Below are 13,501 nucleotides of genomic sequence, written 5' to 3'. Positions count from 1 at the left end.
CACCTCTTTCCAATCCAATCAGGGAGTGCATCGGCCATGCGTGCCGAGATCACCGCAACAGCCGAAGAGATCAAGCAGTCGATAGAGCTGCTGAGGAGGCATCTTTGACTGGGATGTTTCCCATGTCCGTCTGTCGGAACTGAACGCCCTCGTCGAGGATCAGAGCCTCTGGGACGATGCCGACCGCGCACAGAAACTGATGCGCGAACGGACCCAGCTTGAGAAAAACCTGAATGAGGTCAAGCAACTCGAACAGGACCTTGCCGACGCTATCGAACTCATCGAATTGGGTGAGATGGAAGAGGATGCCGATATTGTCGCCGAGGCCGAGGCGACGGTCTTCAGGCTGAAGGACGTCTGCGAAAAGCGCCAGATCGAGAGCCTGCTTTCCGGAGAGGCCGATGGTTTCGACTGCTATCTCGAGGTGCATGCCGGCGCCGGCGGCACGGAGGCACAGGACTGGGCCTTGATGCTGCTGCGGATGTATACGCGCTGGTGCGAGAGCCACGGCTACAAGGTCGACTGGCTGGAAGAAAGCGCCGGCGAGGAAGCCGGACTGAAATCCGCCACGATCAAGGTCAACGGTCATAATGCCTATGGCTGGCTGAAGACCGAGAGCGGTGTGCATCGTCTGGTGCGGATCTCGCCCTATGACAGCGCCGCGCGCCGCCACACCAGCTTTTCCAGCATCTGGGTCTATCCGGTGATCGATGACAGCATCGATATCGTGATCGAGGACAAGGATTTGCGGGTCGATACCTACCGGGCATCCGGCGCAGGCGGCCAGCACGTCAACCGGACCGATTCGGCCGTCCGCATCACCCACATTCCGACGGGCATTGTCGTCCAGTGCCAGAACGACCGCTCCCAGCATCGCAACCGGGCGACCGCCATGGACATGCTGAAAGCCCGTCTCTACGAGGCGGAATTGCAACGGCGCGAAGATGAGGCAACCGAGGTCGAGGCGGGGAAATCCGATATCGGCTGGGGCCACCAGATTCGCTCCTACGTGCTGCAGCCCTATCAGATGGTCAAGGACCTGCGGACCAACGTGGAGACTTCCGCGACACAGGCCGTGCTTGATGGCGATATCGACCAGTTCCTGGAAGCCTCATTGGCGCAGAAACTGGGTGACGGGAACGCCAACACGCCGGATTAGTCCGGTCAGGAAGTATCCCTCGGCCCCAAGGAGATTCGGCGACCTATATGAGCCTGTATTTCGAAGAACTGGACTACCGGCCGACGCCGATCGGCGCCGTCAGTCTACGGCGTCGGCGCGAGCTGCGGCTCGGGGTCGATGTCTTCGAGATCCTGCTCGGCGACGAGCATCTCATGTCCAGCCTGTTCACGGCTTCGGAGATCGCACTTGCTGAGTTGGGGCTTGCAGCGCTCACCGGTGACAGGCTTGACATCCTGGTCGGCGGGCTCGGTCTCGGCTACACGGCCAAGGCCGTCCTGGAGCACGAGACTGTCGGATCGCTGATGGTGATCGATATGCTGGAGCCGGTGATCGACTGGCACCGTGCCGGACTGCTGCCGCTCGGCACGGAGGTGGCGGATGACCCGCGCTGCACGCTGGTCCAGGGAGACTTCTTCGCCGGAGCCGCCAGCAAGGCCGGGTTCGATCCCGACACCCCTGGCCGCCGCTTCGACGCTGTCCTGGTCGATATCGACCATTCCCCCGAAGCCCTGCTCGACGATCGCAGTGCCGGCTTTTATGGCCCTGAGGGCCTGCGGGCGCTGACCGCGCATATCAAGCCCGGCGGCATCTTCGGACTCTGGTCGGACGACACCCCCGACCCGGCATTCACCGAGCGGCTCTCCGCCGTGTTCGCCGACGCATGGGCGGAGCCGGTGACCTTCCACAATCCGCTACAGGACCGGCCCTTCACGCAGACGGTTTATCTCGCGCGGATGGCGATACAGGAATAGGGCCGAGATCTTACGGCTTCACCTTGCCGACCGGCGTCACATTCACCTCATCATCAGACGGGTCATCTTCCGAAGCCCCGGCGTTCTTGTTTTCGGGAGATGTGTCAGTCGGAAGGTCATCGCTCTCATCCACTTTCCGCTGCAGACGCAGGTAGGAGCGGTAGCTGAGCGGAAGCGACAGCAGGTAGGTGAAGATAAAGGCGGCAAAGAACTGCCAGGGCGCGCTGACCAGCCAGGCGACACAGCCACCGACCACGATCAGCAGCGGCAGCACCAGTTTCTGCGGCACCCGGACGCCCTTGAAGGAATAGGTCGGGACCTGCGAAACCATCAGCAGGCCGACGACGACCTGCCAGATCGCCAGAAAATGCGGCTGGTGCAGGAAGCTGAAATCCGCCTCGAAGCTCACGATCAGGGGCAGCAGCCCGAGCCCGGCGGCGGCCGGTGCCGGCACCCCGGTGAAGAACCGGTAGGTGTAGGGCGGCAGCGTCGGGTCGTCCGTCTTGGTGTTGAAGCGGGCCAGCCGGAGCGCCATGCAGGTGGCGAAGAACAGCGCCGCCATCCAGCCGAAGCTTTTCAGCTCCTGGGTCGACCAGAGGAACAGGATCAGGGCCGGCGAGACACCGAAGCTGATGAAATCGCCCAGCGAGTCGAGTTCGGCGCCGAACTTGCTCTGCCCCTTCAGCAGACGCGCCATGCTGCCGTCCAGCGTATCCAGGATGGCAGCGACGGCGATGGCGCCGACCGCCAGCGTCCACTGCTCGTTCAGCGCGAACCGGACCCCGGACAGCCCGGCGCACAGCGCCATGACCGTAATCATGTTCGGAATCAGCTTGCTGATCGAAATCACCGGAAGCCGGCGCCGTCTGCCCTTGATCATCCTATCGACATCCGTATCCAGTTTGCAGTCCCGCCAGTGCCCTAGCGGATCTCGCCCTTGCGTGCCGCCTCGGCGGAGTTCAGATCGGCAATCACGGTTTCGCCCGCGACAGCGCGCTGACCGACCGTGACCAGCGGATTGACGTCTTTCGGAAGATAGACATCGACCCGGCTGCCGAAGCGAATCAGGCCGAACCGCTCACCGGCCTGCACGGCCTGATCCTCCTGAAGATAACAGATGATCCGGCGCGCGACCAAACCGGCGATCTGCACGAAGGCGACCTTGCGGCCGTCCTTCATCTCGACCGCGACCAGTTGCCGCTCGTTCTCTTCGCTCGCCTTGTCGAAAGCCGCATTGACGAACTTGCCCGGGACATAGGCCAGTTTGCAGACCTGCCCGTCGACCGGGATGCGATTCACGTGGCAATCGAAGACATTCATGAAAACGCTGACCCGGCACATCGGCTCGTCGCCCATGTCGAGCTGCTTCGGTGGCGGCGCATCGACGATCATCTGCACCACGCCGTCCGCCGGGGTGATGACCAGTCCCTCGCGGCTCGGCGTCACCCGGTCCGGGTTGCGGAAGAAGTAGACGCACCACATCGTCAGCACCAGGCCAACAAAACCCAGCGGCTCCCACACGGCATAGAGCAGCAATGTCAGCACCACGAAAGCGGCGATGAACGGGTACCCTTCGCGTGCCACGGGAACCAGCACGCCCTTCAGAACGCCATCGTCCTGTTGATTTAACATTCGATTTCCGTCCGGTTGGTTAGTTGACAGTCGGCAATCCGAAGACCTGGCCCGGATAGATCAGGTCTGGATCACGGATCTGGTCGCTGTTCGCCTGATAAATCTCGGTATAGCGGAAGCCGGAGCCATAGACCCGGCTGGCGATCCGCCAGAGATTGTTGCCCGGCTGTATAATCACCACCGAATCTTTCGGCAATCCCGTGATCGGCACCGCGCGGATAAACGGAAGCTCGATCCGGGCCAGCACCTGACCGCCGTCCGATACCTTGTCGACGCGCACCTGGTGCGTGCCGGTTTCAATATTGCTTTCCGGTTTCGCCGACCAGTTTCCGTCCGCGCCGGACGCCGCCCGGGCAGCAAGGTCATTATCCACATAAATCTGCACGTTTGAGTCCGGCTCTGTCGTTCCGCTGAACACGACGGCGCCGGCATCGTCATAATCGATGATGTCGAGCGTAACGCTGTTTCCGGCAGTCTCCGATGCGGCCGTAGCCGATTTGGCCTCCGGGAAGGACTGGACTGTCGGAGCGACAACCGCCGGCGCGGCAGGTTCCGGCTTCGCCGCCGGTGCCTGCAGAACCTTCGTTGGAGCGCTGGATGCCTGGTCTCGCGGCACCACCATGGCAAGCGGCTTTTCAGCCGCCTTGCTATCACGGCCAGCAATATCCTTGCCCTTTTCGGGAATCACGACGACCACGGCATTCTGGGAGCGTGAAGGGGCCTTCTCATTCTCCCCGGCATCGCTTTCCAATGTCAGCACGCTGCTGCCCGATGGCAGCTTCTCCTCGGGAAGGTAGACCCAGTCCCCCTTCTCGTCGGCCTGCACCTCGCCGATTTCCTTTTCGCCGTCCATGATCCGGACCTTGGCGTTCGGCTTTGCCTTGCCGGCAATGACGGTATTGCCTTCCGGATCAACCCGGACAACGTCGAAACTCGGCTCTGACAGGTCGGCTTTGTCGGCCGCCTGTTCGGTTGCTACCGGCGCATCCGCTGTGCCCTGGGCACTTGCGGCAGGAGCATTTGCACTGTTCGGCGGACTTGCAGCCGGCGCGGGAGAGGTTGTCGTGGCCGGTTGGCTTGGTGTTTCCACCGGCAGCGTCAATCCCGCCTCTTCGGTGGTCCAATAGAACAGCCCCGTGGCCGCGGCGAGCACCACGATTCCGGCAGCGCCAATCAAAAACGGCTTCGAGAACATGCTTCGGGGCTCCAACACGCGATCAGGTGACAATAAACTCTTACAATGGCTGGCGCAATGCAGCGGAAATCTGTGCTTTTATGCCTCTTGACCGAACCCCGGGAGGGTGGGATAGACGGCTGATGAAAGCGAAAAAATCCATCTGCGTATTCTGCGGCTCCTCCGGAAGAGTTGATGAAGCCTACCGGCAGGCCGCAACCCGTTTCGGAACCCTTGTCGGCGAAAAGGGCTACGACCTTGTCTATGGCGGCGGCCATGTCGGCCTGATGGGGATCGCCGCGGACGCCGCGCTCGCCGCAGGAGCGTCGGTCGTCGGCGTGATCCCGAAATTCCTGCAGGATTACGAAGTCGGCCATGACGGGCTGAACGAGCTTGTCGTTACAGACAATATGCACGATCGCAAACGGATCATGTATGAGCGCTCCGACGCGTTCGTCATCCTGCCCGGCGGCCTTGGCACCATGGACGAGACCTTCGAGGTCGTGACCTGGACCCAGCTGGGCCTTTCCGCAAAACCCGTCGTGCTGGCGAACATCAACGGGTTCTGGGATCCTCTGGTAGGATTGATCGACCACCTCGTCACGACAGGGTTCGCCCGGGAGGAAAACCGCTCGATCATCCAGGTGGCGAACAGCGTGGACGAGATCTTCCCGATGGTCGCGGCTGCCCCAGTCACCCGGGGCGATGTCGACTCAAAGTGGGTCTGAAACCCTTCACCGACACATCGCTTCGACGGCAGACGCGACGCGCGCATCTTGCATTGCGCCGCCTACCTGATATTTTGCCGCCGCTACACAGAATTTCTTTCCACAAAGGAGCCAGGTAGATGGCCAAGATCAAGGTCAAAAATCCTATTGTCGAGCTCGACGGCGACGAGATGACCCGGATCATCTGGGAGATGATCAAGGATAAGCTCATCCTCCCGTATCTCGATGTCGACCTCAAATATTACGACCTCGGGATGCAAAAGCGCGACGAGACGGATGACCAGATCACCATCGACTCCGCGAACGCGATCAAGAAGTACGGCGTTGGCGTGAAATGCGCGACCATCACGCCGGACGAGGACCGGGTTGAGGAATTCGGCCTGAAGAAGATGTGGCGTTCGCCGAACGGCACCATCCGCAACATCCTCGGCGGCACCGTGTTCCGCTCCCCGATCATCTGCAAGAACGTGCCCCGGCTGGTTCCGGGCTGGACCCAGCCGATCGTCATCGGCCGTCACGCCTTCGGCGACCAGTATCGCGCCACCGACATGGTGGTGAAGGGCCCTGGCAAGCTGACCATGACCTTCCAGCCGGCAGACGGCGGCGAAGCCATCACCCACGAAGTCTATGACTTCCCGGGCGGCGGCGTTGCCATGTCCATGTACAACCTGGACGACTCGATCCGCGGTTTCGCCCGGGCCTGCCTGAACTACGGTCTCGATCTCGGCTGGCCGGTCTACCTCTCGACCAAGAACACCATCCTCAAGGCCTATGACGGCCGCTTCAAGGACCTGTTCCAGGAAGTCTTCGAGGAAGAGTTCGAGGCCAAGTTCAAAGCCAAGGGCATCATCTACGAGCACCGCCTGATCGACGACATGGTGGCAGCCGCGATGAAATGGTCCGGCGGTTTCGTCTGGGCCTGCAAGAACTATGACGGCGACGTGCAGTCCGACACCGTGGCCCAGGGCTTCGGCTCGCTCGGCCTGATGACCTCCGTTCTGATGACCCCAGACGGGAAGACGGTCGAGGCGGAAGCCGCCCACGGCACCGTGACCCGTCACTACCGCCAGCATCAGCAGGGCAAGGAAACCTCGACCAACCCGATCGCCTCGATCTTTGCCTGGACCCGCGGCCTTGCCTATCGGGCCAAGTTCGACGAGACGCCGGAAGTGCTGAAGTTCGCCGAGACTCTGGAAAAGGTCTGTGTCGACACCGTCGAAGCCGGCGACATGACCAAGGACCTGGCGCTGCTGATCAGCCCGGACCAGCCCTGGCTCACCACCCAGCAGTTCCTGTCCAAACTGGACGAGAACCTGCAGAAGGCGATGAGCTGAGATATTTCCGGCGGATGCCGGATAAGCGGGCCGCCTTCGGGCGGCCCGTTTTCGCTATGAGTCAGCTACAACACGGCTATTTTGATAGTCTCAGAGACCTATCGTATGCTATTCATCAATGATTGCATTTCAGATAGTCGTCTGGTTTTTTAATGCCTCTAGCGCCATTCAATTGCGACCTCATCTTCTACTGCACAACTAAATTCAATCTCACCGGCCGGTTCTTGTCGCTCGGGCGACTGACACCCTCCTCGCTTCATGCGGAATACATCCAACACAAGCTGCAAGAAGCCAACCGCCCGGTCCCTAAAGATCTTAAAGACTATCCGCGTGACCAACCCGTCTCCGACAAAGACTTTCTGCGATTCCTAGGATACGAGGAATCCCTTGCATCCGACGCGGGCCCCTACGAAGGCGCCGAAATCATCCACGATCTAAACAATCCCAATCCACCTGCGGAATGGGTAGGAACTTTTGATGTTGTCTATAACAACGGCACCATAGAACACGTCTTTAATTTACCAAGCGGCTTACGTTGTTGTCATGAATTTCTAAGACCAGGCGGAACGGTTATCCACTCGGGACCAACGAACAACATGGTCGACCATGGATTCTACCAAATATCTCCAACACTCTACTTGGACTATTACCGAGCAAACAAATATAAAATACTAAACTGCATCCTGATTCATACTATTGAAAAAGACGGAAACACAACTCGCACATTCCATCCATATATCACCTACGAGTATCCGACAGACAACTTGTATGGAAAGCTGGGAGAAGGACGGTGGGGAATATTTTTCATTGCGCAGAAAACAAAAAAATCAACATCTGACGTCATACCAACACAGCACAGATACGTAAACGTAGCATCAGCACCAATAAATTGATATTTATTTTTTAAAGAAAAGCAAATATGCAGAATAATTTTTATTAATCAAAAATTTGAGGAGAAATATTATGCTCTCCTCTTTCCGGCGGAAAAATTTATCATGGATTTCTATCACATTTACTGCGACCTCAAGCCGGGCGTACCGGACACGGACTTTGCCGATTCAGTACAGGCCTACTTCTCATATCTGAAACAGGAAGGCCTGATCGAAGGCTCCCGGATGACCCGACGCAAACTCGGGCTCGGACCCGCCGATGGCACCGAGTTCCATATGTGGCTCGAGACGAAGGACCTGGCGCAGCTCGATGCCGCCTTCACCCATGTCTCGACCCGCAGCGAGCCGGTCGAGAGCTTTCATCACGCGGTGAACTCGAAAGTCCAGAACGTCCGCTTCACGCTCTACCGGGATTTCCCGGACCCGCAGCGCCAGCGCGGCGCCGAGCGGTTCTGATCCGGCCTTACCTGTAGACGTAGACCGGGCTGGTCCAGGCCCTGGTGCCGTCCTCCTGCTCCACGCGGATATAGATCGGGTTATCGCTCTCCGATTTCAGGTCGATATTCCGCGTGAACGAGAAGGATGTGTGCGGGTTGACGTCCGGCAGCCGGTAGAGCTTCAGAAACCGCGGCAATTCGCCGGAAGCATCGAAGACAATGTCCTCCAGACCGATCTCGGCGATCGCCACCTGGCGTGAGACCAGCGGCGTCTCGATGGCGAGACTGCCGGCCTTCTCGTCCCTGAGATGAATATCCGCGCCGCCGAAATTGCCTGTGGTCAGAGCCTTCCAGCTGAGTTCGGTCTCGCTGTTCCGGTCCAGTGTCTTGTCCCTGTTGAAGAAATTGACCGGCGTCGCGCGATCCACCGCGTTGCCGGTGAGACGGGCCGCGCCGTCCCAGATGACTTCCCGGAACCGGCCGCGATATTCCGCACCTTCCCAGTGCAACCGGATACGGGAGCCGAGATCCTCTTCACCATAGGGCCGGACGGTTTCGATCAGGTCGAGCCCGTTGAAGATATCCACCCGGATGATCGGCGAATTGGATTCGACGGCGACGGAGAGTTCCATCCCGCCACCCGGCAGATGGACAATATCCCCCATTGTCGCCGTGCGGCTTGAAACGGGCTTGGAGTCGAACAGCTTCGGGTCGTCGTGATACACCAGCCCCTCGCCCTCGAACGCGGCGTCGACGCGCAGGACCATGCGTCCGCCATCGCCGCCTGTGGTGCCGTAATGCCGCCGCTTGCGCATGCAGTCGAGTAACGCTTCCCGGCTCAGTTCAGGCGCATTGAAACAGGTCAGCCCGCCGATCGCGCCGAACTTGCCGGCGCCGGGATAACTCGCGCCCGGTCGGCCCTTGTGGCCGTCGGAATTGCACACCACGCCGACCCGGTAGTTGAGCTTGAAGGCATCATGCAGCAGCCACTCGAACGTGCCCCAGGAGGAATGCACCTCGACCGATCGCTCGAAACGACCGTCATGGGCAACGCCGATATCGGCATAGCGCCCACCGCAATGGGCGTAGCAGACAACGTCGAACTCCCCGTTTTCGGCAAAAGCCTCGAACAGCTCCCCCGCCGTCGTGCAGTCTGTATCGGCGGTGCTCTGATCCTCGATCAGGGCGTGGGATGACCGGCGGATGGTCCGTCCCTCGTTCGGGAAGAACACATTGCGGTCGCCGCCGAGGGCCGTGTTGCCGGACCATTCATAGCCCGGCATTGCAACGAAGCTTCCCGGCGCATCGAATTCGGCCGTGATCCGGTTCAATTCTGCCCAGAATTCGTCCGATATCTGGAAATCGTTGCCCTGATGCCCGCAGGCATCGACCCAGGCCCGATCCCGGGCGAAGGCGAAATATTCCCGCGCACTGCCGGTCCCGATGGTCTCCTCGGACTGGCCGTGAATATCGCCCCAGAAATGCACAAGGGCACAATCCTCGAGGATCAGGGGATTGGTCCGCGCGATCACCGCGCCATCCGCGTTCTTCAACGTCACGGACACGCGGCCGGGCGCGGCAACGGACAGACCGGGGACCTCAAGACTGAAGGCACCTTCCTTGAACGTCACGGCATCGGGCAGGCCATCAATAGTGCCCTCGGCTTCGAGGAAGATCTCCCCGGAGCAGCGGTCGGATGGGTTGCCCCACTTGTCCTTTCCCTTGATCTTCAGGGAAAACGTCTCTCCCGGCCGGCGCAGGGTCGGTATCGCGGCCGCGTAGGTCTCGGGCCTGCCGGGCACGATCGCAATCTGAGGCTGCACGGGCAGCGCCTGGAAATTGAAGGTTGCGATCGGATCCACCAGAACCCGGAACTCGAAGCTTTCCTCGCAGAAGGTCTGCAGGCGCATGCCGGGGCCGCCATGATCGGTCACGCCGAAGCGGATGGTGATCGTGTCGCCCTCTTCCAGAAATCCCTTCACGACCTTGATCCAGAGCGTCCGGTCCCACGGACGGACATTGCCTTTCGGGTCCCAGCGCAACTGCAGGACCGCCCCGTTCGAGGCCTCGACCGTGCAGTAGTTTGCCGCAGTCGGATCGTCGAATTGCGGATTTCCCTGGTCCGAGGCAAACCGGAAACAGACCCGGAGACTGCCGGAATCGTCGATCCCGAAGGTTCCCGCGGTATAGAGCAGCGTGAAGCTGGCGTAGGTTCCGGCCTCGAACCGCCCGTCCGGCGTGATCGTGGCATGGCCGAGCGCCGAGGGCGCGATGGGCTCGCGCATCACGCCGCTGTTGATGTCCTGCCAGGGACGCCCGTCGCGTCCGGTCGGTGCTGTGTGGTTGGTCATGAGAAGCCTTCCTGCCTTTGGTTAGCGGAGAGCGGGACGGTCAGGTGATCTCGCGCATGACCGGCTGGTCGTGCGTTGCGGCGGGGACGATTTCAAGCACCCGGTCACTCGGCGGCACGAAGACCCGCTGCCAGGTGATCGGCGTATCGCGATAGCTCATGCCGCAGATCGTCCAGACCATGCCGAACTGCCCCGGAGGCATGTCGAGATGGCGGGTCACGCGCGGCGGCAGGGTCTGGCAGACCATGGTCTGCCGCGTGTTCAGGGTCGGTGCATTGAAGCGTTCGGCCAGCATGTCCCGGAAAGACACTCCGTTCAGCGTCGCCTCGCTCATCCGGGAAAGATCCGCGAACCGGTCTTCCGGAAGATAGACCTCGCTGAAGGCCTCGAATTCGTCATTCACGGAGACGAGCCGTTGGATGTGAATATAACTGTCCACGTCAGTGCCGAAAAACGGGCACCACGGGCCGGTCTCGCGCGTGGGCTCGATACTGGTGACCTTGAAGAAGATCGGCAGCAACCGCTCCCCGCCCTCGGCCATGAAGCGGAAATGCCGCAGATGCTCTTCCTGGGCCCGGGCCCCGGAGACGAATGTGCCGCTGCCGTGCCGGCGCTCCACCACGCCCATCTGCACCAGGCTCCTGAGCGAGCGTCTGACCGTCCCGAGACTAGCCCCGGTTTCGGTGGCGATCTGGTCTTCCGCCGGAAGCCGCTCGCCCGGCAGCCAGCGCCCGGCCTCGATCGCGCTCAGAATCTCTTCCGAAATCTGCCGGTGCTTGGCTTTCGCCGAACCCGTTTCGGATGAACTGACGGACCGGAGCTTCGTGACACTCATACGGGGTTCATTCCTATCAAGGACAATGAGCTCGAAACACTAAACCTGAAGGAAGAGGACGTCAAAGCCCTGTATATGACTTTGAATTTCCCATATCACAATTGCAAAACATCGCTAATTCAGTGACCTCACCTTGCGGCTCAAGAACCGCCCGCGCGCCGGCCCGGCCGCCCCGCATATGGGTGACGTTCCGATCCGCTGTCCGGCGGCCGGGGATGCACGGGATTTTCGCGATGCAGGCCATTCGAAACTGGCGGCCGCCAGTTTCTGGCACTAGAACGGCTGTCCCAGCCCTGTTCCCGTCCCAGTCCCGCCGCAACGAGGAGCGCGTTCACAGTGGAAAGCGATCTCGCCTATTACGGCATCGTCGCCCTGGGTGCCTTCGCCGGCGCGCTGGCCACGGGTCTTGCCGGCTTTGCCTTCGGGATCACCTCGCTCGGGATCTGGGCACATGTGCTTGGCCCGGCGGAAGCCACCCCGATGGTGATCATCTGCTCCCTGCTGATCGTGCTCGGCACCATCGGCGCGATCTGGCGGGCGATCGATTTCCGCAGCGTGGCGATCTTCATTGTCGGCGGATTGATCGGCGTTCCGGGCGGCGTCGCCCTCCTGCCCTATGCCGATCCCGGCCCGTTCAGGATATTTGTCGGCGCCACGCTGCTGGTCTATTGCGGCGCGTTCATCCTGGCCGGCCGCCTGCCGGCGATCACGGGAAGATATCCGGTGATCGATGCCCTTGTCGGTTTCGGCGGCGGCCTGATGGGCGGGTTTTCGGGTCTGTCCGGCGTGCTGCCGACGATCTGGTGCAGCCTGATGAAATGGCCAAAGGACCGGCAACGCGGAACATTCCAGCTCTTCAACGGCGCCATGCACAGCGCCAGCCTGACCTTCTACATCCTGCAGGACCGGCTGCCGGACAACATCCTGCCCCTGCTCGGCGCCTCGGCCCCGGCGATGATCGTCGGGACCGGCATCGGCTTCATGCTCTACCGCCGGATCAATGACGGCCAATTCAAGAAAGTATTGCTCTGGATGCTTGGCCTGTCCGGGATCGGATTACTCATCCCCGCGCTCTAGGCCGGCACCGCCCCGGGCGCATACTGCGCCAGAAATTCCGGACTTGGCGGGATCGGTGTGATGACGTCGATCAAAACCCCGTTCGGATCCGTCGTGATGAAGTGGCGTTGCCCGAAAGGCTCATCCCGCAATGGCAGCAATACCGGCAGCGCCGCCGCTTCTGCCCGGGCATATTCCGCATCCACATCGGCCACCTCGAAATTGAGGATCAGACCGTTTGTGCGACCACGCCCGCTTTCCGGGATCGTCTCATGATCGCCCTGGAGGACGGCGATATTGACGGCCCCGTCTTCCGTTGACTGGAGGTGAACATACCAGTCGCTCTCGAATGCGGGCTCGAACCGGAAATGCTCCCGATAGAACCGGACTGTTCCGGCAACATCGCCGGTCAGGATAACCGGATAGAACTGCGTACATTTCATCGCTTTCGCTCCTTCCTCAAATTACATACAGTGTGCATGTAAATTTTAATAAACATACAGGCTGTATGTATGCAAGAAATTTCCGGCCGACGCTCCAATCGCGAACGCACCGAGGAAACCCGCGCGTCCCTGCTTTCGGCCGCGAGAACCCTCTTTATTGAAAAAGGCTATGCCGACACCGGTACCCCGGAGATTGTCAAAGCGGCAAACGTCACGCGCGGCGCGCTCTATCACCATTACCGGGACAAGGAAGATCTGTTCCGCGCCGTTGTCGAACGGGAAGCAACGGCGGTGAGCGCGGACATCGAACGGCGCGCCGGCACTGCTGCAAATCCCCTGGATGCCCTGACAGCCGGATCGATAGCCTATTTCGATGCAATGGCGGTACAGGGCCGCGCCCGCCTGCTTCTGCTCGACGGACCTGCCGTGCTCGGACCGGAAGAAATGTCCCGGATCGACAGGGAAACTGGCGGCGGATCGTTACTGGATGGACTTGCCGCTCTGCTCGGCCGGGCTCCGGACCTGGAAATGCGGGCCCTCGCGGATTTACTCTCGGCCGCGTTCGACCGCGCGGCACTTGCCATTTCCCGGGGAGCCCGTCGCGACGACTATGAAAGCGCCATGGAAAAACTGCTCAAGACGCTCGCCATATCGGAGGCCAGATAGAGCGGGCGGAGCGGCGTCAACTT

General features: G+C 60.7%; 13 protein-coding genes. 7 read left to right on the top strand and 6 right to left on the bottom strand.

Features of this window, described 5'->3' with window-relative positions:
* Positions 1–36: 36 nt before the first annotated feature.
* Together prfB and RH950_RS11970 are read left to right on the top strand one after the other, a co-directional pair.
* Positions 37–1,159, top strand: a protein-coding gene (gene prfB, locus RH950_RS11975; protein ID WP_350056998.1) for a peptide chain release factor 2 whose coding sequence is annotated in 2 segments (ribosomal slippage) — positions 37–105 and positions 107–1,159 — 1,122 coding nt in all. Because the reading frame shifts where the segments join, the coding sequence is not laid out codon by codon here.
* Positions 1,160–1,206: 47 nt separating this feature from the next.
* Positions 1,207–1,932 (top strand): spermine/spermidine synthase domain-containing protein, encoded by a 726-nt coding sequence (locus RH950_RS11970; protein WP_350056996.1) that lies wholly within the window; start codon positions 1,207–1,209, stop codon positions 1,930–1,932.
* A gap of 10 nt (positions 1,933–1,942) precedes the next feature.
* On the opposite strand, the gene RH950_RS11965 is transcribed toward RH950_RS11970, so the two are convergent.
* Genes RH950_RS11965 through RH950_RS11955 form a run of 3 tightly spaced genes read right to left on the bottom strand, consistent with a single transcriptional unit; the run spans position 1,943 to position 4,759 of the window.
* Positions 1,943–2,812, bottom strand: a complete 870-nt coding sequence (locus RH950_RS11965; RefSeq protein ID WP_350056994.1) for a CDP-alcohol phosphatidyltransferase family protein — start codon at positions 2,810–2,812, stop codon at positions 1,943–1,945.
* 41 nt (positions 2,813–2,853) lie between these two features.
* Entirely contained in the window at positions 2,854–3,564 is a 711-nt protein-coding gene (locus tag RH950_RS11960; RefSeq protein ID WP_350056992.1) for a phosphatidylserine decarboxylase, read from the bottom strand.
* Between the two features lie 19 nt (positions 3,565–3,583).
* Positions 3,584–4,759, bottom strand: coding sequence for a LysM peptidoglycan-binding domain-containing protein (locus tag RH950_RS11955; RefSeq protein ID WP_350056990.1), 1,176 nt, complete (start codon positions 4,757–4,759; stop codon positions 3,584–3,586).
* Between the two features lie 122 nt (positions 4,760–4,881).
* Between RH950_RS11955 and RH950_RS11950 the strand changes: the two genes are divergently transcribed.
* From RH950_RS11950 to RH950_RS11940, 3 genes are all read left to right on the top strand, one after another.
* Entirely contained in the window at positions 4,882–5,466 is a 585-nt protein-coding gene (locus RH950_RS11950; protein WP_350056988.1) for an LOG family protein, read from the top strand.
* A 119-nt stretch (positions 5,467–5,585) separates the two neighbouring features.
* On the top strand, positions 5,586–6,800 hold the full coding sequence (locus tag RH950_RS11945) for an NADP-dependent isocitrate dehydrogenase (RefSeq protein ID WP_350056986.1): 1,215 nt from the start codon (positions 5,586–5,588) through the stop codon (positions 6,798–6,800).
* A gap of 995 nt (positions 6,801–7,795) precedes the next feature.
* Positions 7,796–8,146, top strand: coding sequence for a DUF6614 family protein (locus RH950_RS11940; protein ID WP_350056984.1), 351 nt, complete (start codon positions 7,796–7,798; stop codon positions 8,144–8,146).
* Positions 8,147–8,153: 7 nt separating this feature from the next.
* On the opposite strand, the gene RH950_RS11935 is transcribed toward RH950_RS11940, so the two are convergent.
* Both RH950_RS11935 and RH950_RS11930 read right to left on the bottom strand, forming a co-directional pair.
* Complete coding sequence (locus RH950_RS11935; RefSeq protein ID WP_350056982.1) at positions 8,154–10,478, bottom strand: DUF3604 domain-containing protein; 2,325 nt, start codon at positions 10,476–10,478, stop codon at positions 8,154–8,156.
* A gap of 40 nt (positions 10,479–10,518) precedes the next feature.
* Complete coding sequence (locus tag RH950_RS11930) at positions 10,519–11,313, bottom strand: GntR family transcriptional regulator (protein ID WP_350056980.1); 795 nt, start codon at positions 11,311–11,313, stop codon at positions 10,519–10,521.
* Positions 11,314–11,649: 336 nt separating this feature from the next.
* Here RH950_RS11930 and RH950_RS11925 point away from each other — a divergent pair, with 336 nt between their 5' ends.
* Positions 11,650–12,390 (top strand): sulfite exporter TauE/SafE family protein, encoded by a 741-nt coding sequence (locus RH950_RS11925; protein ID WP_350056978.1) that lies wholly within the window; start codon positions 11,650–11,652, stop codon positions 12,388–12,390.
* Here the strand turns inward: RH950_RS11925 and RH950_RS11920 are convergent.
* A complete protein-coding gene (locus tag RH950_RS11920) occupies positions 12,387–12,812 on the bottom strand; it encodes a VOC family protein (protein WP_350056976.1) in 426 nt (141 codons plus the stop codon). The genes RH950_RS11925 and RH950_RS11920 overlap by 4 nt on opposite strands.
* A 69-nt stretch (positions 12,813–12,881) precedes the next feature.
* Here RH950_RS11920 and RH950_RS11915 point away from each other — a divergent pair, with 69 nt between their 5' ends.
* Complete coding sequence (locus RH950_RS11915; protein ID WP_350056974.1) at positions 12,882–13,478, top strand: TetR/AcrR family transcriptional regulator; 597 nt, start codon at positions 12,882–12,884, stop codon at positions 13,476–13,478.
* Positions 13,479–13,501: the final 23 nt, after the last annotated feature.

Origin of the sequence: Nisaea sp., assembly GCF_040217065.1 — a bacterium.
Taxonomy (GTDB): Bacteria; Pseudomonadota; Alphaproteobacteria; order Thalassobaculales; family Thalassobaculaceae; genus Nisaea.
The sequence above is the reverse complement of the archived record's forward strand: the minus strand, read 5'-3'. Positions and strand labels throughout refer to the sequence as shown.

Excerpts from the sequence above, each read along its gene's own strand:
- RH950_RS11970 (WP_350056996.1), top strand. The coding sequence starts at position 1,207 with ATGAGCCTGTATTTCGAAGAACTGGACTACCGGCCGACGCCGATCGGC.
- RH950_RS11950 (WP_350056988.1), top strand. The coding sequence starts at position 4,882 with ATGAAAGCGAAAAAATCCATCTGCGTATTCTGCGGCTCCTCCGGAAGA.
- RH950_RS11960 (WP_350056992.1), bottom strand. The coding sequence starts at position 3,564 with ATGTTAAATCAACAGGACGATGGCGTTCTGAAGGGCGTGCTGGTTCCC.
- RH950_RS11945 (WP_350056986.1), top strand. The coding sequence starts at position 5,586 with ATGGCCAAGATCAAGGTCAAAAATCCTATTGTCGAGCTCGACGGCGAC.
- RH950_RS11915 (WP_350056974.1), top strand. The coding sequence starts at position 12,882 with ATGCAAGAAATTTCCGGCCGACGCTCCAATCGCGAACGCACCGAGGAA.
- RH950_RS11935 (WP_350056982.1), bottom strand. The coding sequence starts at position 10,478 with ATGACCAACCACACAGCACCGACCGGACGCGACGGGCGTCCCTGGCAG.
- RH950_RS11930 (WP_350056980.1), bottom strand. The coding sequence starts at position 11,313 with ATGAGTGTCACGAAGCTCCGGTCCGTCAGTTCATCCGAAACGGGTTCG.
- RH950_RS11965 (WP_350056994.1), bottom strand. The coding sequence starts at position 2,812 with ATGATCAAGGGCAGACGGCGCCGGCTTCCGGTGATTTCGATCAGCAAG.
- RH950_RS11940 (WP_350056984.1), top strand. The coding sequence starts at position 7,796 with ATGGATTTCTATCACATTTACTGCGACCTCAAGCCGGGCGTACCGGAC.
- RH950_RS11920 (WP_350056976.1), bottom strand. The coding sequence starts at position 12,812 with ATGAAATGTACGCAGTTCTATCCGGTTATCCTGACCGGCGATGTTGCC.
- RH950_RS11955 (WP_350056990.1), bottom strand. The coding sequence starts at position 4,759 with ATGTTCTCGAAGCCGTTTTTGATTGGCGCTGCCGGAATCGTGGTGCTC.